20 protein-coding genes are annotated in these 19423 nt (G+C 67.4%); 6 read left to right on the top strand and 14 right to left on the bottom strand.

Annotation, left to right across the window (positions count from 1 at the left end; all coding sequences use genetic code 11):
* Positions 1-9: 9 nt before the first annotated feature.
* The 3 genes from AU195_RS06200 to AU195_RS06210 all read right to left on the bottom strand — a co-directional run bounded on the left by AU195_RS06200 (position 10) and on the right by AU195_RS06210 (position 2516).
* On the bottom strand, positions 10-621 hold the full coding sequence (locus AU195_RS06200) for a hypothetical protein (RefSeq protein ID WP_059158193.1): 612 nt from the start codon (positions 619-621) through the stop codon (positions 10-12).
* Positions 614-1099, bottom strand: coding sequence for a helix-turn-helix domain-containing protein (locus AU195_RS06205; RefSeq protein WP_059158194.1), 486 nt, complete (start codon positions 1097-1099; stop codon positions 614-616). Before AU195_RS06205 ends, AU195_RS06200 begins: the two co-directional genes overlap by 8 nt.
* A gap of 94 nt (positions 1100-1193) precedes the next feature.
* Positions 1194-2516: a DUF445 domain-containing protein gene (locus AU195_RS06210; RefSeq protein WP_059158195.1), complete on the bottom strand. Its 1323-nt coding sequence runs from the start codon at positions 2514-2516 to the stop codon at positions 1194-1196.
* Positions 2517-2608: 92 nt separating this feature from the next.
* Between AU195_RS06210 and AU195_RS06215 the strand changes: the two genes are divergently transcribed.
* The 3 genes from AU195_RS06215 to AU195_RS06225 all read left to right on the top strand — a co-directional run bounded on the left by AU195_RS06215 (position 2609) and on the right by AU195_RS06225 (position 5175).
* The gene (locus AU195_RS06215) at positions 2609-3316 is read left to right on the top strand and encodes a TetR/AcrR family transcriptional regulator (RefSeq protein WP_059158196.1); all 708 of its coding nucleotides are present in this window, start codon (positions 2609-2611) and stop codon (positions 3314-3316) included.
* Entirely contained in the window at positions 3313-4179 is an 867-nt protein-coding gene (locus AU195_RS06220) for a polyphosphate kinase 2 family protein (protein WP_059158197.1), read from the top strand. Before AU195_RS06215 ends, AU195_RS06220 begins: the two co-directional genes overlap by 4 nt.
* 141 nt (positions 4180-4320) lie before the next feature.
* A complete protein-coding gene (locus tag AU195_RS06225) occupies positions 4321-5175 on the top strand; it encodes an endonuclease domain-containing protein (protein ID WP_059158198.1) in 855 nt (284 codons plus the stop codon).
* Positions 5176-5226: 51 nt separating this feature from the next.
* Here the strand turns inward: AU195_RS06225 and AU195_RS06230 are convergent, their stop codons facing one another.
* The 3 genes from AU195_RS06230 to AU195_RS06240 all read right to left on the bottom strand — a co-directional run bounded on the left by AU195_RS06230 (position 5227) and on the right by AU195_RS06240 (position 8500).
* The gene (locus AU195_RS06230) at positions 5227-6087 is read right to left on the bottom strand and encodes a 3-hydroxybutyryl-CoA dehydrogenase (protein WP_082702980.1); all 861 of its coding nucleotides are present in this window, start codon (positions 6085-6087) and stop codon (positions 5227-5229) included.
* An 83-nt stretch (positions 6088-6170) separates the two neighbouring features.
* Positions 6171-7457 (bottom strand): isocitrate lyase, encoded by a 1287-nt coding sequence (gene aceA, locus AU195_RS06235; RefSeq protein WP_059158200.1) that lies wholly within the window; start codon positions 7455-7457, stop codon positions 6171-6173.
* 266 nt (positions 7458-7723) lie between these two features.
* Positions 7724-8500, bottom strand: coding sequence for an acyl-[acyl-carrier-protein] thioesterase (locus AU195_RS06240; RefSeq protein ID WP_172800488.1), 777 nt, complete (start codon positions 8498-8500; stop codon positions 7724-7726).
* A gap of 163 nt (positions 8501-8663) precedes the next feature.
* Between AU195_RS06240 and ramB the strand changes: the two genes are divergently transcribed.
* Both ramB and AU195_RS06250 read left to right on the top strand, forming a co-directional pair.
* Positions 8664-10079, top strand: coding sequence for an acetate metabolism transcriptional regulator RamB (ramB, locus tag AU195_RS06245; protein WP_059158202.1), 1416 nt, complete (start codon positions 8664-8666; stop codon positions 10077-10079).
* Positions 10076-10612 (top strand): carboxymuconolactone decarboxylase family protein, encoded by a 537-nt coding sequence (locus AU195_RS06250; protein ID WP_059158203.1) that lies wholly within the window; start codon positions 10076-10078, stop codon positions 10610-10612. Before ramB ends, AU195_RS06250 begins: the two co-directional genes overlap by 4 nt.
* Here AU195_RS06250 and AU195_RS06255 read toward each other — a convergent pair.
* The 8 genes from AU195_RS06255 to AU195_RS06290 form a co-directional block, all read right to left on the bottom strand.
* Positions 10609-10878, bottom strand: coding sequence for a hypothetical protein (locus AU195_RS06255; protein WP_059158204.1), 270 nt, complete (start codon positions 10876-10878; stop codon positions 10609-10611). The two genes, AU195_RS06250 and AU195_RS06255, sit on opposite strands and share 4 nt — an antisense overlap.
* Positions 10875-12269 (bottom strand): dihydrolipoyl dehydrogenase, encoded by a 1395-nt coding sequence (gene lpdA, locus AU195_RS06260; RefSeq protein ID WP_059158205.1) that lies wholly within the window; start codon positions 12267-12269, stop codon positions 10875-10877. The genes AU195_RS06255 and lpdA overlap by 4 nt, the downstream gene beginning before the upstream one ends.
* Before the next feature lie 31 nt (positions 12270-12300).
* A complete protein-coding gene (locus tag AU195_RS06265; protein ID WP_059158206.1) occupies positions 12301-12843 on the bottom strand; it encodes a hypothetical protein in 543 nt (180 codons plus the stop codon).
* Positions 12836-13114 carry a putative holin gene (locus AU195_RS06270; RefSeq protein ID WP_059158207.1) on the bottom strand — a complete coding sequence of 93 codons (279 nt, stop codon included), beginning with the start codon at positions 13112-13114 and terminating at the stop codon, positions 12836-12838. Before AU195_RS06270 ends, AU195_RS06265 begins: the two co-directional genes overlap by 8 nt.
* A gap of 28 nt (positions 13115-13142) precedes the next feature.
* A complete protein-coding gene (locus AU195_RS06275) occupies positions 13143-13676 on the bottom strand; it encodes a DUF779 domain-containing protein (protein WP_059158254.1) in 534 nt (177 codons plus the stop codon).
* Between the two features lie 116 nt (positions 13677-13792).
* Positions 13793-15316 (bottom strand): aldehyde dehydrogenase, encoded by a 1524-nt coding sequence (adh, locus tag AU195_RS06280; RefSeq protein WP_059158208.1) that lies wholly within the window; start codon positions 15314-15316, stop codon positions 13793-13795.
* Positions 15313-16632, bottom strand: coding sequence for a GAF domain-containing protein (locus AU195_RS06285; protein ID WP_059158209.1), 1320 nt, complete (start codon positions 16630-16632; stop codon positions 15313-15315). The genes adh and AU195_RS06285 overlap by 4 nt, the downstream gene beginning before the upstream one ends.
* A 43-nt stretch (positions 16633-16675) precedes the next feature.
* On the bottom strand, positions 16676-17473 hold the full coding sequence (locus tag AU195_RS06290; protein ID WP_059158210.1) for an acetoin reductase: 798 nt from the start codon (positions 17471-17473) through the stop codon (positions 16676-16678).
* A 117-nt stretch (positions 17474-17590) separates the two neighbouring features.
* Between AU195_RS06290 and AU195_RS06295 the strand changes: the two genes are divergently transcribed.
* The gene (locus tag AU195_RS06295) at positions 17591-19420 is read left to right on the top strand and encodes an NAD(P)/FAD-dependent oxidoreductase (protein WP_059158211.1); all 1830 of its coding nucleotides are present in this window, start codon (positions 17591-17593) and stop codon (positions 19418-19420) included.
* Positions 19421-19423: the final 3 nt, after the last annotated feature.

Below are 19423 nucleotides of genomic sequence, written 5' to 3' on the forward strand. Positions count from 1 at the left end.
GAATTCGACTTACTTCTGGGTGACCTTCTTGGCCGGCGCCTTCTTGGCGGGCGCCTTTTTGGCGGGCGCCTTCTTGGCGGGGGCCTTCTTGGCGGTCGCCTTGACCGGCTCGGCAGTCTCCTCGGTCTTCTTGGGCAGCTCGACGCCGACGAGCTTGGCGGCGCGCTCACCGACGGCGCGGGTCTGCGTCGCCACGTTGCCCAGGGCCTGCTCGGTCAGCTCGACGGCCTGGTCGGTGTAGCTCTCGACGCGGTTGGCGGCGTCGGTGAAGCCGGGCTGGCTGCGCAGCCGCTCGAGTGCGGCCTCGCCACGCTCGACGAGCTTGGCGTAGGTGCTCTGCGCAGCCTCGGCGTAGCCCTCGGCGGCACGGCGCAGTTCGTCGGCGGTCAGCCGCTCGCGCAGCTCGGTGACCTGCGTCGGGAGCTCGCCCTGCAGCTTGTTGATGCGGGCCCGGCTCTCCTCGACGCGGGTGTTGGCGTCGGTGCGGGCCTCCTCGGCGCGATCACGCAGGCTCGCGACGATCTCGTTGACGGTGGCCAGCGCGAGATCGGCGGCGCCGACCGCGGCGAGCAGCGGGGCCTTGAGGTCCTCGATGTCGACCTGGGGGTTCTTCTCAGCCATGTTGGATGTCCTTTCCGAAATCTTGGGGTGGGGTTTCTAGTGCGCGTTGGATCGGGTCGCCATTGATCGGTTGGTGTTCAGTCGTCGGCTCCTCGTCTACTCCGGTTTCGGCTGCCTCGTTCTGCTGGCAGAACGACGTGTAGATGTCGAGCAGCACCTGCTTCTGCCGCTCGGTGATCGCCATGTCGTTGAAGATGGCGTCACGGACCTGTCCGGCCTCGCTGGGTTCGAGGATCCCGGCTCGCACGTAGAGCACTTCGGCCGAGACCCGCAACGCCTTGGCGATCTGGTTGAGCACATCGGCGGACGGTTTCCGCAATCCCCGCTCGATCTGGCTGAGGTAGGGATTGCTGACACCGGCCTTCTCCGCCAGCTGCCGCACGGACACTTGGGCCGCTTCCCGCTGGCTCCGGATGAAGCTCCCGATGTCCTGCGCGGCGTTGGTCACCACAGCGGCAAGATTCTCGTCCTGCGACATGGGTGACGACCCCCTCGAAACGCGGGTATCCGATCAACGACACCATCAACCGTACGCGGGGGTGCTAACTATTGCAAGCACCAGCTAGCGCAGGTCAGAACAGTAGCTGAGCTATCGAATAGATGACGAGGCCGGCCAGCGAGCCGACGACGGTGCCGTTGATCCGGATGAACTGCAGGTCGCGGCCGACATGGAGCTCGATGCGGCTGCTGGCCTCGTCGGCGTCCCAGCGCTCCACGGTGTCGGTGACGATCGTGGTGATCTCGGCGCCGTATTCACCGACCACGTGCTGGGCGCCGCGGATGATCCAGTTGTCGACCTTGTCCCGCAGTTCGGCGTCGTCGCGCAAACTCTCCCCGATGCGCATGACGGAGTCGGCGATGCGGGCGCGCAACGTCGACGACGGATCGTCGACCGATTCGAGGATGATGCGCTTGGCGGCGCTCCATGCGGTCTCCGCCGCCCGCGCCACCTCGTCGCGGGCCATGATCTGCTCTTTGACGTTCTCGGCACGCCGGATGGTCGCCTCGTCGTTCTGCAGGTCGCCGGCGAACTCGAACAGGAACTTGGTCGCCGACCGGCGCAGCTCGTGGTCCGGGTTGCGGCGCACCTTGTCGGTGAAGTCCATCAGCTCACGGTGGATGCGGTCGCCGACCAGGTGATCGACCCAGCGCGGCGACCACGTCGGCGAATCGCGCTCGATGACCCGCTCGATGACTTCCCCGGCGTTGAGCGACCACTCGAAGGCCCGGTCGGCGAGCAGCTGGATGAGCGCCTCCTGGCGGCCCTCCTGCAGCAGTTGCGAGAGCACTCGGCCCACCGGCGGTCCCCACTGCGGTTCGGCGATGCGTTTGACGATCATCCGGTCGAGCACCTGCTGGACGTCTTCGTCGCGCAGCATCTCGACCAGCACCCGCAGCACGTTGGAGGTCTCCGTGGCCACGCGTTCCGCGTGCGAACGCTCGGCCAGCCACTTACCCAGCCGGCCCGCCACCTCGGCATCCCGCAGCTTGGTCTCGACGTTCTCCCGCGACAGGAAGTTCTCCCGGATGAACTCGCCCAGACCCTCGCCGAGCTGGTCCTTCTTGCGTTTGATGATCGCGGTGTGCGGGATCGGGATGCCCAACGGATGCCGGAACAGCGCGGTGACCGCGAACCAGTCGGCGAGCGCGCCGACCATGCCGGCCTCGGCGGCGGCGCGCACGTAGCCGACCCACGGGGCGGCGGTGCCCTGGGACTGCGCCCAGGTGCAGAGCAGGAAGATCACCGTGGCCCCGAGCAGGAAGCCCAGTGCGACGGTCTTCATGCGCCGCAGGCCGCGACGGCGTTCGGCGTCGGCGGCCGAGTCCGCGCCCGCGATCGCCTCGGCGAAGCTGGGCCGTCCGGACTGCTGAGTAGATACCACGGGTTCCATCATCCGCTATCCGCAGAGCGCAGCGGTCCGACGCGGCTGTAGACGCCTGTTCGCCGTAGTATCGAGACGGACTAGTGAACGGGACTACGGGGATAGTGACACAACAGACCCCGCCTTTGGCGGTCAAGACCGATGGTCGGAAGCGGCGCTGGCACCAGCACAAGGTCGAGCGCCGCAACGAGTTGGTCGATGGCACCCTCGAGGCGATCCGCCGTCTGGGCAGCAACGTCAGCATGGACGAGATCGCCGCGGAGATCGGTGTCTCGAAAACCGTCCTGTACCGCTACTTCGTCGACAAGAACGACCTCACAACCGCGGTGATGATGCGGTTCGCCCAGACCACGCTGATCCCGAACATGGCCGCCGCGCTGATGTCGAACCTCGACGGCTACGAGCTGACCCGCGAGATCATCAAGGTCTACGTGGACACGGTCGCCAACGAGCCGGAGCCGTACCGCTTCGTGATGGCCAACAACTCGGCCAGCAAGAGCAAGGCCGTCGCGGCTTCCGAGGAGATCATCGCCCGCATGCTCGCGGTGATGCTGCGCCGCCGGATGGCCGGGGCCGGCATGGACACCGGTGGCGTCGAACCGTGGGCCTATCACATCGTCGGCGGCGTGCAGCTGGCCACGCACTCGTGGATGTCGAATCCGCGGATGAGTGCCGACGAGCTCATCGACTACCTGACAATGCTGTCGTGGAGCGCGTTGTGCGGCATCGTCGAAGTAGGCGGATCGCTCGAGAAGTTCCGGTCCGTACCGCACCCCTCCCCGATCCTGCCTCCCCAGTCGATGGAGCAATGAGACCAGAATCCGATCTGCCTGCCCTGTGGTCCCACGAGCCGCACGTCCACCTCCGGTTCCGGCCGGGCGACAAGGTGGCCGACATCGACACCTCCGCGACGCCGGGTTTCACCGGCTCCAAGACCGACGCCCCGGCGCTGCACGCCGAGCGCAGTTCGCGGCTCGGTGAGCTGCAGGAGAAGCTGTACGCCAACAGCCGCGCCGGCGACACCCGCTCGGTGCTGCTGATCCTGCAGGGGATGGACACCGCGGGAAAGGGCGGCATCGTCAAACACGTTGTCGGAGCAGCCAATCCGCAGGGCATCAAATACACGAGCTTCGGTAGACCCACCGAGGAGGAGTTGGCCCACCACTACTTGTGGCGCATCCGCAAGGCGCTCCCGACGCCCGGGCACATCGGCGTGTTCGACCGGTCGCACTACGAGGACGTGCTGATAGTGCGCGTGCACAACCTGGTCCCGCCCGACGTGTGGGGCGCCCGCTACGACGAGATCAACGCCTTCGAACGCGAACTCGTCGACAGCGGTACCTCGATCGTGAAGGTCGCGATGTTCGTGTCGCTGCAGGAGCAGAAGCGCCGGCTGGCCGAACGGCTCGAACGCCCCGACAAGTACTGGAAGTACAACCCCGCCGACATCGACGAACGGCTGCTGTGGCCGAAGTACGAGCAGGCCTACCAGGCGGTGCTCGACCGCACGTCGACCGACCATGCGCCGTGGTACGTGGTGCCGTGCGACCGGAAGTGGTACAGCCGGCTGGTGATCACCGAACTGCTCATCGAGGCGCTCAAGGGCCTCAACATGTCCTGGCCGCCACCGGATTTCGACGTCAAGGCGGAGAAGCGGCGCCTGGCGGACGCCTGATTCTCGCCATTCTGTCGACTGCGCGGTTGGCGCCACGCCTTCTTGGGATTCGCGTACAACAACCGTGCGGTCGCCGCAGTTGTCCACAGGTCGAGCGATTGCCGTCGAGGCGGCCGCCTACACGGGCTCACGATGTAAGGCGTGGGAGCCACGTTGATCGTCGCCACCGAAGTGCTCAACTCGGGCGAACTGACGCGTCGGGATCTACGGCGCCGGTACACGATGGTCTATCGCAACGTGTACGTCCGCAACGGCACACAGTTGACCGCCGCGGACCGGGCGCGCGCGGCCTGGCTCTGGTCGGGAAGGCGGGCCACGCTCACCGGCCACTGCGCGGCAGCACTTCTCGGCAGCCGCTGGATTCCGGCGGACGCCCCAGTGGAGATCGCGCATTCCCGTCGGCCGGCAGCCAGCGGAATGATCGCCCGCTGCAACACATTTGATGGCGACGAGGTATGTTCCGTCGACGCCATCCGCTGCACAACCGCGGCCAGGACCGCTTACGACCTGGGACGGCGACTCCCCGAACAGATGGGCGTGATTCGCATCGACGCGCTGCTGAACGCGACCGGCGTGGGGCCCGCGTCCGTCGGCGCGGTCGCCGCCCGGTATCCCGGCGCCAGAGGCATCCGCCGGCTGCGCAAGACGATGACGCTTGTCGACGCAGGCGCGGAGTCCCCGCAGGAGACGCGGCTGCGCCTGCTGATCGTCCGGTCAGGATTGCCGCGGCCGCTCACGCAGATTCCGGTGCGCGACGATCTCGGACGCGTTGCTCGGCGTATCGACATGGGGTGGCCGGACATCCGGGTCGGTGTGGAGTACGACGGTGAACACCACTTCACCAATCCGGACGAGTACGCGAAGGACATCGAGCGACTCGAATTCCTCGCATCGCGGGGCTGGCTCATCGTTCGGGTGAGTGCCACCCAACTGCGTTACCGCAGGGCCGAGATCCTCGAACGAGTGACGGCGGCTCGTCGAGCGCACGGTTGTTAACGGGCCTTCTCGGCGTTTGCGTACAACAACCGTGCGCTCGGCGCAGGCAGATCAGTACGAGTAGAAACCCTGGCCCGACTTCTTGCCCAGCTGTCCGGCCTCGACCATGCGCAGCAGCAGCGGCGGCGGGCCGTAATGCGGCTCCTTGAACTCCTCGAACATCTTGTCCGCGATGAGCTTGAGGGTGTCGAGCCCGACCAGGTCCGAGAGTCGCAGCGGGCCCATGGGATGCGACAGCCCGGCGACCACGGCCTTGTCGACGTCCTCGACGGTGGCGAAGCCCGCTTCGACCATCCGGATGGCCGAGAGCAGGTACGGCACCAGCAGCGCGTTGACCACGAAGCCCGACCGGTCGCTGCAACGCACCACCTGCTTGCCGAGCACGTCGCTGGCGAACCGCTCGACCCGCTCGATCGCCGACTCCGACGTCACCAGCGTGCTGACGAGTTCGACCAGCGGCAGCACCGGCACCGGGTTGAAGAAGTGCAGACCCAGCACCCGGCCCGGATTCTGCGTTGCCGCACCCAGTTTCATGATGGGAATGCTCGACGTGTTCGACGCCAGCACGGCGTCGGGGTCGGTGATGACCCGGTCGAGTTCGGCGAAGACCTCGGCCTTGATCGCCTCGTCCTCGATGATCGCCTCGATGACCAGCTGGCGATCGGCCAAGTCGGCGAGGTCGGTGGTGAACCGCAGTTTCGCCAGCGCCGCCGACTTCTCCCGGTCCGTCACCTTGCCCGCGCTCACGCCGCGCTCCAGCGACTTGGTGATGCGGTTGCGGCCGGCGGTGACCAGCGCCTCGGTGGTCTCGAAGACCAGCACGTCGACACCGGCGCGGGCGGACACCTCCGCGATGCCCGCGCCCATCTGGCCGGCGCCGATGACGCCTACTCGGTCAATGGAATTGCTCACTGCTACTTCCTAACAGACGACGAGCGCACGGTTGCCGACACGTCGGAACGTGCGACAACCGTGCGCTCGGCGGTGGATGACTCTTAGTGGAACTGACCCTCTTCGGTGGAACCGGTCAGCGCGGTGGTCGAGCTGGTCGGGTCCACGGTGGTGGCGATCCGGTCGAAGTAGCCGGCGCCGACCTCGCGCTGGTGGCGGGTCGCGGTGTAGCCGCGCTCCTCGGCGGCGAACTCGCGCTCCTGCAGCTCGACGTAGGCCGACATCTGGTTGCGGGCGTAGCCGTAGGCCAGATCGAACATCGAGTAGTTCAGGGCGTGGAAGCCGGCCAGCGTGATGAACTGGAACTTGAAGCCCATCGCGCCGAGCTCCTTCTGGAACTTCGCGATCGTGGCGTCGTCGAGGTGCTTCTTCCAGTTGAACGACGGCGAGCAGTTGTAGGCCAGCATCTGGTCCGGGAACTCGGCCTGCACGCCTTCGGCGAACTTGCGGGCCAGCTCCAGGTCCGGCGTGCCGGTCTCCATCCAGATCAGGTCGGAGTACGGCGCGTAGGCCTTGGCGCGGGCGATGCACGGCTCGATGCCGTTCTTGACCCGGTAGAAGCCTTCCTTGGTCCGCTCACCGGTGATGAACGGCTGGTCGCGCTCGTCGACGTCGGAGGTGATCAGGGTGGCGGCCTCGGCGTCGGTGCGGGCGATGACGACGGTCGGCACGTCGGCGACGTCGGCGGCCAGGCGGGCCGAGGTCAGGGTGCGGATGTGCTGCTGGGTCGGGATCAGCACCTTGCCACCGAGGTGGCCGCACTTCTTCTCCGAGGCCAGCTGGTCCTCCCAGTGCGAACCCGCGACACCCGCGGCGATCATCGCCTTCTGCAGCTCGTAGACGTTGAGCGCGCCACCGAAGCCGGCTTCGCCGTCGGCGACGATCGGCGCCAGCCAGTTCTCGACCGAGGTGTCGCCCTCGACCTTGGCGATCTCGTCGGCACGCAGCAGCGCGTTGTTGATGCGGCGGACGACCTGCGGGACCGAGTTGGCCGGGTAGAGGCTCTGGTCGGGGTAGGTGTGGCCGGACAGGTTCGCGTCACCGGCGACCTGCCACCCGGACAGGTAGATGGCCTTCAGGCCGGCGCGGACCTGCTGGACCGCCATGTTGCCGGTCAGCGCACCGAGCGCGTTCACGAACTCCATGTCGTGCAGCTGGTTCCACAGCACCTCGGCGCCGCGGCGGGCCAGCGTGGCCTCCTCGACGACGCTGCCCTGCAGCGCGACGACGTCCGCGGCGGAGTACTCGCGGGTGATGCCCTTCCAGCGGGGGTTGGTGTCCCAGTCCTTCTGGATCTCTTCGGGGGACTTCGGCGTGCCAACGGTCGACATCGGGCTGCTCCTTCGGTTACTTGCATCGCTGCCGGCGCCGCCGGAGTTCCGGCTTGTTAACACCAGCAGGGTTTCACTGCCTTGCTAAAGCGAGGATGCCTTACCGCATAACCGCAGGTCCACCCGTTTCAATCGCCAACTTTTGCCAAGGGCGTCAGAAAAGTTGCGAAGGTTGCGAAGCCGCAATCAGCTTGACCGGTTCAGTAGCTACTCGTCGGTAACCTGTTTCCGCTGGTCAGTACGCCCGTACTGTTAAACCGGGAACGTCAGAGCGGGAAGATGCACGCGACGGCTTTCGTCTCGTCGCCGACGGCATATGTGAGCGTTGTAACAGTCCGATCCGTCAGATCCGCGCCGAACTTGTCGGTCGAACCGGGCGGATGGACGTGACTGATGATCTCCAGCTTGTCGCCGAGCGCCACCGGAAGGTCGTGTTCGATCGTCACCCGCAGCGGTGCCTGCAGCAACTCGGGACGGCTGTAGAGGTAGTCCTCGACCACCGACCAGTACACCGCGTTGTTCATGTGGTCGAAGATGTCGATGTCGCTGACCCGGACCGGGTACTCGCGGATCTCCTGGGCGTCGTCGCGGCCGCCCGCACTCAGGTAGGCCTTCCACCGCAACCGGTTGATGTCGGTGGTGCGCTGCAATCCGGCGATGAAGTCGTCGGCGATGCGCGCCGGCCCCTGCGTCTCCCGGTTGATGTTGATCCAGAACGCCTCGGATTCCATCAGCCCGCCCTTGCGGCCGTCGATGCGCACCCGCATCTCGCACCAGCGGTTCGACGTGCCCGAACACCAGCGCCGCAGCCTCAGCATGTCCTGGAACTCGATGGGGCGGATCAGGTCGATCATCGTGCGGCGCACGATCCAGAGCGGGTGCGTCTTCTCGTAGCCGAGTTCGCGTAGGTGGTCGGTCCCGATGTCCTGGATGTGGCGGGTCGCGGCGTCGAACTTCAGGCGCCCGGTGCGGTCGACGTCGGCGACGCGCAGCGGCCAGCCGGTGTCGAACACGTCGGGGTGCGGATCCGGTACCGGCATCATGGTCTTGTTCAGGCCCGTGTTGCCTGTGGGCTTCGTGCCGGTCACTCGTGTTCCTCCTGACTACCTGCCCGCCGATACATGGCAGGCGACCCGATACTGCCACAGCCCCCGGCTTGGCAAGACTGCGAAGGCAGATGTTCGCAGCGTTGTTACGCTGGTTGACGTGGCAAAAACGTTCGTGGGGTCGCGTGTTCGGCAGTTGCGCAACGAACGCGGCTACAGCCAGGCCGCACTGGCGCAGATGCTCGAGATCTCCCCGAGTTACCTCAACCAGATCGAGCACGACGTCCGTCCGCTGACGGTCGCGGTGCTGCTGCGCATCACCGAGGTGTTCGGCGTCGACGCCACCTTCTTCGCCTCGCAGGACGACACCCGGCTCGTCGCCGAACTCCGCGAGGTGGCGATGGACAGGGAACTGGGCGTCGAGGTCGACGTGTCCGAGATCGCCGAGATGGTCTCGGCGCACCCCGCGCTGGCCCGCGCGATGGTCAACCTGCACCGTCGCTACCGGCTGACCACCACACAGTTGGCCGCCGCGACCGAGGACCGGTTCACCGACGGCAGCGGAAGCGGGTCCATCACCATGCCGCACGAGGAGGTCCGCGACTACTTCTACCAACGCCAGAACTATCTGCATGAACTCGACAGCGCCGCCGAGGACCTCACCGTCCGGATGCGCATGCACCGCGGCGACCTGGCCGGCGAACTGTCCAACCGGCTGTCGACGGTGCACGGTGTGCACCTCGTGCGGCGCATCGACCTCGGGGAGACCGTGCTGCACCGGTTCGAACCGGGCACCAAGACGCTCGAGATGAGCACGCACCTGTCGGTGGGTCAGCAGGTGTTCAAGATGGCCGCCGAACTGGCCTATCTCGAATTCGGCGACCTCATCGACAAGATGGTCGACGAGGGCATGTTCACCAGCGACGAGTCGCGCACCCTGGCCCGCCTCGGCCTTGCCAATTACTTCGCCGCGGCCACGGTGCTGCCGTATCGGCAGTTCCACGACGTCGCGGAGAACTTCCGCTACGACGTCGAACGGCTCTCGGCGTTCTATCAGGTCAGCTACGAGACGATCGGGCACCGGCTCTCGACTCTGCAGCGGCCGTCGATGCGCGGGGTGCCGTTCTCCTTCGTTCGCGTGGACCGTGCGGGCAACATGTCGAAACGCCAGTCCGCGACGGGTTTCCACTTCTCGTCCAGCGGGGGCACCTGCCCGCTGTGGAATGTCTACGAGACCTTCGCCAACCCGGGCAAGATCCTGGTGCAGATCGCGCAGATGCCCGACGGCCGCAACTACATGTGGGTGGCGCGGACAGTGGAGCGCCGGGCGTCGCGCTATGGTCAGCCGGGTAAGACGTTCGCGATCGGTCTCGGATGCGAACGGCGCCATGCACATCGGCTGGTCTACTCCGAGGGATTGGATCTATCTGGTGAGAATGCGACGCCCATCGGGGCCGGCTGCCGCGTCTGCGAGCGGGACAACTGCCCGCAGCGGGCGTTCCCAGCGCTGGGCCGCGCCCTCGACCTCGACGAGCACCGGTCCACGGTCTCGCCCTACCTGGTGAAGCAGACATGACCCGCATCGCGCCCGGCGGCTTCCGGGAACTCGGCCCGCTGAACTGGGTCATCGCCAAGGCCGGCGCCCGCGCCATCCGCGCACCGCGCTTCAGCCTCTTCGACGTGCTCGGCCAGCACCGCCTGCTGTTCCTGGCGTTCCTGCCCTACAGCGGTGTGCTGCTCGGCCGGCTGGGCAAGCTGACCCGCCAGGACGCCGAGCTGGTGATCCTGCGGGTGGGCCATCTGCGGGAGTGCGAGTACGAACTGCAGCAGCACCGCCGGCTGGCCCGCAGCCGCGGCCTCGGCGCCGACCTGCAGGCCCGGATCTTCGAGGGCCCCGACGCCGAGGGCCTCACCGACCGGCAGCGGGTGCTCGTCACCGCGACCGACGAGTTCGTCGTCACCCGCGGGGTGTCACCGCAGACGTGGTCGGTGCTGGCCCGGCATCTGACGAAGCCTCAGCTCATCGAATTCTGCCTGCTGGCAGCGCATTACGACGGTCTGGCGGCGACCATCAGCACGCTGCAGGTGCCGCTCGACTTCCCCGACTAGAGGTACGTCACGCCGAGGACGACGATCGAGAACAGCACCGGCGAGACCGCCAGACCCCACACGAACGTCGACCACACGTGTTCCTTGCGCTGGAACCTGCGCCAGCCGAGGTAACCCAGCGCGGCGCCCACCACGAACGACAGCGCAGCGACCACCAGCACCCAGGTGCTGACGTCGGAGGTGTTGGTGGCCAACGTGATCGCGATCAGCCACAGGATGTGACCGAGCACGAATCCGCCGACACCGGCGACGATTTCGTTTCTCAAAAGTTGATCATGTGGCCGGCAAGCCCGTGGAAGGCCTCCTGCAGCGCCTCCGACAGCGTCGGGTGGGTGTGCACGTTGCGGGCCAGTTCGTTGGCGGTCAGATCCCACTTCTGCGCCAGCGTGAGTTCGGGCAGCAGTTCGGAGACGTCGTGGCCGATGAGGTGGCCGCCGATCAGTTCGCCGTACTTCGCGTCGGCGATGAGCTTGACGAAGCCGGCCGGGGCGCCCATCCCGTGCGCCTTGCCGTTGGCGGTGAACGGGAACTTGGCAACCTTGACGTCGTAGCCCTCCTCGCGGGCCTGTTCCTCGGTGAGCCCGAAGCTGGCGACCTGCGGCTGGCAGAAGGTCGCGCGCGGCATCATCCGGTAGTCGCCCAACGGCAGCGTCTCGGCCCCGGCGATGGTCTCGGCGGCGACGACGCCCATCGCCTCGGCGACGTGGGCGAGTTGCAGTTTGCCGGTGACGTCGCCGATCGCGTAGATGTGCGGTTTGTTGGTGCGCATGTAGTCGTCGATGCCGATGCCCTTTCGGTCGGTCAACTCGACGCCGGCCTTGTCCAGGCCGTAACCCTCGACGTTCGGCGAGAAGCCGATGGCCTGCAGCACCTTGTCGGCCTTGATGTCCTGGGACTTGCCGTCCTTGGACACCGCGACGGTCACCTGCTCACCGTCGTCGGTGATCTTCTCGACCTTGGTGCCGGTCATGATCTTGACGCCCAGCTTCTTGAACTGCTTCTCGATCTCCTTGGAGACCTCGGCGTCCTCGTTGGGCAGCGCGCGCGGCAGGAACTCGACGATCGTGACGTCGACGCCGTAGTTCTTCATCACGTAGCCGAACTCCATGCCGATGGCACCCGCGCCGGCGATGACGATCGAGCCGGGCAGTTCGCGCTCCATGATCTGCTCTTCGTAGGTGACCACGTTCTCCGACAGCGACGTGTTGGGCACCAGTTTCGTGCTGGCCCCGGTGGAGATGATCGCGTTGTCGAAGGTGAGCGTCTCGGTGTCACCCTCGTTGAGATCGACCTCGATGGTGTGGTCGTCGGTGAACTTGCCGTACCCGTGGACCTCGGTGATCTTGTTCTTCTTCATCAGGAAGTGCACGCCGGCGACGCGGCCCTCGGCCACCTTGCGGCTGCGGTCGAATGCGGCGCCGTAGTCGAACGTCGCCTCACCGCTGATGCCGAAGGTCTTGGCCTCCTTGGTGAAGATGTGGGCCAGTTCGGCGTTGCGCAGCAGCGCCTTCGACGGGATGCATCCCACGTTGAGACACACGCCGCCCCAGTACTTGGGTTCGACGATGGCGGTGTTCAGCCCGAGTTGGGCGGCGCGAATGGCCGCGACGTATCCGCCGGGACCTGCTCCGAGTACGACGACGTCATAGTGGGTCACCCTGACCACACTAGTGGTCGCGGCGGCTATGTCAGCGTGTGATCCAGCCGAATACGTAGGCGCCGTAGAGCGCGGCGGCGCCTGCGGTGGATGCCAACGGCGCCGACATCAGCGCGATGGCCAACGCGGAGATGACGGGCTTCCTGGCGACCATGGCGACGATCAGGCCGGCGACCGTGCAGCCGAGCAGGTAGAGCAGCACGCCGTAGACGGGCCACGTCTTGTCGGGGTCCAGGTCGCCGACCCACCAGTGGTAGAGGCCCGCGCCGACGGCGGCCGCGACGACCCACACCGCGGCCAGCACGAGCGCGAACACCCACCGCTTGAGGAACTGGTAGGAGCCCGGCAGGACGACCGGTTGTGCGGGCGGCACGATCATCGGCTCGGAGTCGGGTTCGAAGTCGAGCGCCTCGTAGGCGATCGGGTCGGGCTCGCGGTCGAGGGTGAGCGTGGGTTCGGGCTTGGCGGCCAGCGGCGTCAGCGGATCGGGCTGGCTGAACCCGCCCGTGTCGAACGTCGGCAGGTAGGGCGACGTGTGCTCGCCGGTCGCGGTGTCGTTGCCGTTGTCAGCCACCGTTGACCACCTCGATCAGCGTCAGCGCGCCCAGCCAGCCCGGCGCGATGGCCAGTACGAACGCCCCCGCTGTGGTGACCCAGCGCCGGCCCGAGCACAGGATCATGACCACGCCGAGGACGGCGGGCACACCGACGACGAGCCCGATGACGACGTCGGGACGGACGGTCGCCGTGATGAGCAGCGTCGATGTGACGGCGGCGACCAGTCCGACCGCGGCGCCGACCAGCATCGCACTGGACAGCAGCCAGGGGCGGGGCAGCGGAATCACGCATTCGACGATAACGCCGCCGGGCGCGTCAGCCCTGCATGCGCGCGGCGCGCCTCGCAGGTATCGGGCATGCGTCCTCGGCTTCCGCGACGACCGGTGCGCGGTCGGCCGGGCGGTCCCCGTCGGCGTAGCGGGCACCGGTCACCGGGGAATCCTCGGCCAACGCCGCGTTCTCCGCATCGGTGAACGCCCGGGCGCGGCTGAGGAACCGCATCCCCTCGGGCGCCTCGAGGCTGAACCCGCCGCCGCGGCCGGGGACCACGTCGATGACGAGCTGGGTGTGTTTCCAGGTGTCGAACTGGGGGCCGGAGATCCACACCGGCACACCGTCGGCCCCGACGTCGAGCACGGCGAGCAGCACGTCGCGGTCGCCGACGATGAACTCGCCGTCGGGGTAGCACATCGGCGACGACCCGTCGCAGCAGCCGCCGGACTGATGGAACATCAGCGCACCGTGGCGACCCTGCAGTGTGGCGAGCAGGTCGGCGGCGGCGCGGGTGATCAGCGCCCTGGGCGGGCGAACGTGAGCTTGCGCGCGAGATCCGGGCGAATCGTCGCGCACAGGCTCACGTTCGGCATCCATCAGTGTTGTCGCTTCCTCGCGTCAGCGCTCGTCAGTGTTGTCGCTTCCTCGCGCAAGCGCTCGTCAGTGTTGTCGCTTCCTCGCGCAAGCGCTCGTCAGAAGAATCCCTGCGCCTTGTTGCTGTAGCTCACCAACAGGTTCTTGGTCTGCTGGTAGTGGTCGAGCATCATCTTGTGGGTCTCGCGGCCGATGCCGGACTGCTTGTAGCCGCCGAACGCCGCGTGCGCCGGATACATGTGGTAGCAGTTCGTCCACACCCGGCCGGCCTTGATGTCGCGTCCGGCGCGGTAGGCGGTGTTGCCGTCGCGCGACCACACCCCCGCACCGAGCCCGTAGAGGGTGTCGTTGGCTTGGGCGATCGCATCGTCGTAGTCCTTGAACGAGGTGACCGCGACGACCGGGCCGAAGATCTCCTCCTGGAACACCCGCATCGTGTTGCTGCCCTCGAAGATCGTGGGCTGTACGTAGAAACCGCCGTTGAGATCGCCGCCCAGTTCGGCGCGTTCACCGCCGGTGACCACACGCGCGCCCTCGTCCTTGCCGATCTCGATGTAGGACAGCACCTTCTCGAGCTGATCGTTGGACGCCTGCGACCCGATCATCGTCTCGGTGTCGAGCGGATCGCCCTGGCGCACGGCCTTGGTGCGGATCGCCGCCAATTCGAGGAACTCGTCGTAGATGTCTGCCTGGACCAGGCTGCGCGACGGGCACGTGCACACCTCACCCTGGTTGAGGGCGAACATCGTGAACCCCTCGAGAGCCTTGTCCTGGTAGTCGTCGTTGGCGGCCATCACATCGGAGAAGAAGATGTTCGGGCTCTTGCCGCCCAATTCCAGCGTGACGGGGATCAGGTTCTGCGACGCGTACTGCATGATCAGCCGGCCGGTGGTGGTCTCCCCGGTGAACGCGATCTTGGCGATCCGGTTCGACGACGCCAGCGGCTTGCCTGCCTCGACGCCGAATCCGTTGACCACGTTGAGGACTCCCGCGGGCAGCAGGTCGCCGATCAACGACATCAGGTAGAGGATCGACGCCGGCGTCTGCTCGGCCGGCTTGAGCACCACGGCGTTGCCCGCCGCCAGGGCCGGCGCCAGCTTCCAGGTCGCCATCAGGATCGGGAAGTTCCACGGGATGATCTGGCCGACCACGCCGAGCGGTTCGTGGAAGTGGTAGGCCACGGTGTCGTCGTCGATCTGGCTCAGCGCCCCCTCCTGCGCGCGGATCGCCCCGGCGAAGTAGCGGAAGTGGTCCACCGCCAACGGGATGTCGGCATTGAGCGTCTCGCGGATCGGCTTGCCGTTGTCCCACGACTCCGCCAGCGCCAGCGATTCGAGGTTCGCCTCGATGCGGTCGGCGATCTTGAGCAGCACCTGGGCCCGCTCCCCCGGCGGGGTCTTGCCCCACGCCGTGGCCGCACCGTGCGCGGCGTCGAGGGCCTTGTCGATGTCGGCCTCCGTCGAGCGCGGGATCTCGCAGAACGCCTGCCCCGTCACCGGTGTCAGGTTCTCGAAGTACTCCCCGCCGACGGGCGCCACCCACTCACCACCGATGAAGTTGCCGTACCGCGACTCATAAGCCATCAGTGCGTCGGCAGCACCGGGTCGGGCGTAAACAGTCATGCGTTTCCTCCTTGATGGGATGGGGGTTCGGGTGGTTCGAGCCGTGCGGCGTGGACGACGGGGGCGGTCGAGGTCGGCAGGAGTCGCATCCTATCGACGGGGTACTGCACGTCGAGACGCACGGAGTGGACGATGCGGTACGGCTGCGCGGCGAGCAGCCCGACGAACTGCTTGCGCATTCGTGACACCTCGGCGCGCACCGTCACCACGCGCGAGGCATCTCCGTAGAGATCGAGGGCCAACTCCGGCGCGGACCGGCCGGCACGCCGAAACGACAGCGCGAGAAGGATTTCCGCGTGCCGAAGACTCAGAGTGCGGCGCCAGCCACCGGCCTCGCCGACCATCTCGAGCGCCGGCGCATCGGGGTTGCGCAGATCCAGCGCCAACTGCGCTCCGACCCCGGATGCGGCCTCGGGGTCGTCGGCCAACCGGACCAGCCACCCGCCCGGCAGCGGGTCGACATCGCACAGCCCCAGCGCCGGCACCAGCAGCCGTCCGGGTGTGACCCCGCGGGGAAGCGCGATCCGGTTGTGCGGCGGAAGCGAATCCACCGCCGCGACCCATCCGTCGGGGTCGACTGCGAGGGCGGGGCTGCCGATGCGCGCGAGGATGGGCGCCGCGACCATCCGCAGGCTGTTGAGGGTGCGGTTGTGCTGTTCGCGCAGATGTGATTCGGCCAGCCGCGCGACCGCGTCGACCAGAGCCACCGTCGTGGGGTGCACGGTCGCCGCGGGACCGGACACGTCGACCACACCGATGACGTGGCCCGTCCGCGGATCCTTGATCGGGGCGCCCGCGCAGGTCCACGGGTGATGGCTGCGGGAGTAGTGCTCGGCGGAGAACACCTGCACCGCACTGTTCGACATCAGCGCGGTGCCGATCCCGTTGGTGCCGACGGCGTTCTCACCCCAGTGCGCGCCCTCGACGAAACCCAGCCGGTCCGCGGATCCGAGCACCGCGCGCGATCCGGCCCGCCACAGCACCCGCCCGCGCGCATCGGCGACGACGAGGATGTTGTCACCCTCGACGATCAGCGATTCCAGTCCCCGCGAGAGGTCCTCGAGCACCGACATCAGCCCGGACGCCTGCCGCAACTCCTCGAGGGTGGTGCCCTGCACTTCCGGTTCGGGCAGCGTGTCGGGGTCGATACCGCGCGCCATCAACCGGTGCCAGGACTCCTCGATGACCTTGCGGGGCCGTGCCGGGGCGCGGTCGCCCGCCATGGTGGCGTCGTAGACCGCCGACATCAGCCGGGCGTACTGACGTGGATCCTCGCCCGCCGCGACGGCGGGTTCGGGGACGGGCGGACGGGGCATCACAGCCGATTGTGCTCCCCGTCACAACGACGCGGCAACGAGGTCACCGGTAGACCATGCCGCCGTCGATGAGGCCGGCCTGTCCGGTCATGTAGTCGGCGCCGGGTCCGGCCAGGTAGGCCACGAATCCGGCGACGTCCTGCGGCGTCTCCGGTCGGCCCAGTGCGATGGTCTCGGAGAACTTGGCGAAGGTCTCGCCCTCGGCGGCGCCGGTGAGTTGGGCGAACCGCTTGTCGATCTCCACCCACATGTCGGTGCCGACCACCCCGGGGCAGTAGGCGTTGACGGTGATGCCGTCGGCGGCGTGCTCCTTGGCGGCGGCCTGGGTCAGCGCGCGCACCGCGAACTTGGTGGCGCTGTACGGGCCGAGCATCGCGAAACCTTCGTGGCCGGCGATCGACGAGGCATTGATGATCTTGCCGGGCCGCGAGAGTTCCTTGAATTTCGCGACGGCCGCCTGGATCCCCCAGAGCACGCCGTCGACGTTGATCGCCCAGAGTCGCGCGAGGTCCTGTGGGGTCACCTCGGCGATGGGGCCGACGAGCGCGATCCCGGCGTTGTTCACCATCACGTCGAAGCCGCCGAGCGCGGAGGCCGCATGGTCGACTGCGGCGAACACCGCGTCGCGGTCGCTCACGTCGGCCACGAATGTCGTTGCCTTCGAACCGATCCCGGTCACCTCGTCGGCCACCTCGGTCAGTCCGCCCTCGGAGACGTCGACCAGCGCCACGTCGGCACCCTGCCGGGCGAGTTCGACGGCGATGCCGCGGCCGATGCCGCGGCCGGCGCCGGTGACCAGGGCGACCTTGCCCGCCAGCGGGGCGGGAATCTGCGTTGCCATGCCGCAGTTCTATGTGACGGCGACCACACGCCGAAAGAGTTGCATCGGGTTGCACGCCGGCGTGCAACGGCGTGCAACCCTTGTGCCGGCACCGGCCCGCGGTGTGCCCTGGGTCACATGACACAGACTTTGGAACCGACCACCGACGTGACGCCGCAGCAGCGCGTCGACGCCTGGCTCGCCGACTTCGAGGCCGCCCTGGCGGTGCGTGACATCGAACGGGTGGTCGCGAAGTTCGCGATCGACAGCTTCTGGCGCGACCTCGTCGCGTTCACGTGGAACCTCAAGACCCTCGAGGGCCGCGACGGCATCGCGGACATGCTGACCGCCCGCCTCGCCGAGACGGATCCCGCACACTTCCGCACTCGCGAGGCGCCCACGGTCGACGGTGACGTCACCACCGCGTTCATCGAGTTCGAGACCGCCGTCGGCCGCGGTGTCGGGCACCTGCGGTTGCGCGGCGACTCCGCGGGAAATGATGTGGCCTGGACGCTGCTGACCACCATGCAGGAGATCAAGGGTCACGAAGAGCGCAAAGGTCCGTCGCGGGTGCTCGGCGCGGTGCACGGGTCGGATCCCGATCCCCGGTCGTGGGCGGAGAAGCGGGCCGCGGAGGACGCGGCGCTGGGGCGGACCGTCCAGCCGTACGCACTAGTGATCGGCGGCGGCCAAGGCGGTATCGCGCTCGGCGCGCGGTTGCGCCAGCTCGGGGTGCCCGCCATCGTCGTGGACCGCCACGAGCGCCCGGGAGACCAGTGGCGCAAGCGCTACAAGTCGCTGTGTCTGCACGACCCGGTCTGGTACGACCACCTGCCCTACCTGCCGTTCCCGCCGAACTGGCCGGTGTTCGCGCCGAAAGACAAGATCGGTGACTGGCTCGAGTTCTACACCCGGGTGATGGAGGTGCCGTACTGGTCGAAGACGACGTGCCTGTCGGCATCCTTCGACGAGGCGTCCGGGACGTGGACGGTCGAGGTCGACCGCGACGGTGAGCGGCTCACCCTCCGTCCGACGCAGTTGATCCTGGCCACCGGCATGTCCGGTAAGCCGCACGTGCCGACGCTGCCCGGCCAGGATGTGTTCCGCGGCGAGCAACACCACAGCAGCGCACACCCGGGCCCGGATCGCTATGTCGGCAAGCGGGCCGTGGTGATCGGGTCGAACAACTCCGCCCACGACATCTGCAAGGCCCTCGTGGAGAACGGTGTCGACACCACGATGGTGCAGCGGTCCTCGACGCACATCGTCAAATCGGATTCCCTGATGGACCTCGGGCTCGGCGACCTGTACTCCGAGCGCGCGCTGGCGGCGGGGATGACGACGGAGAAGGCCGACCTCACGTTCGCCTCGCTGCCCTACCGGATCATGCACGAGTTCCAGACGCCCATCTATGACGCGATCCGCGAGCGGGACAAGGACTTCTACGAGCGGCTGGCCGCCGCGGGCTTCGAATTGGACTGGGGCGACGACGGTTCCGGGCTATTCATGAAGTACCTGCGCCGCGGTTCGGGTTACTACATCGACGTCGGGGCGTGCGATCTGGTGGCCGACGGCACGATCAGGCTCGCCCACGGCGAGGTCTCCCACCTGACGGAGGACTCGGTGGTGCTCGCGGACGGGACAGAGCTGCCTGCCGACGTCGTGGTCTACGCGACGGGCTACGGCTCGATGAACGGCTGGGCCGCCGACCTGATCGGCCAGGACGTCGCCGACAAGGTGGGCAAGGTGTGGGGGCTGGGCTCGTCGACCACCAAGGACCCCGGGCCGTGGGAAGGCGAACAACGCAACATGTGGAAGCCCACGCAGCAGGAGAACCTGTGGTTCCACGGCGGCAACCTGCACCAGTCCCGGCACTACTCGCTGTATCTGGCGCTGCAACTCAAGGCCCGCCACGAAGGCATCCCGACACCGGTGTACGGACTGCAGGAGGTGCACCACCTGAGCTGACGG

Source organism: Mycobacterium sp. IS-1496 (assembly GCF_001499995.1).
Classification (GTDB): Bacteria; Actinomycetota; Actinomycetes; order Mycobacteriales; family Mycobacteriaceae; genus Mycobacterium.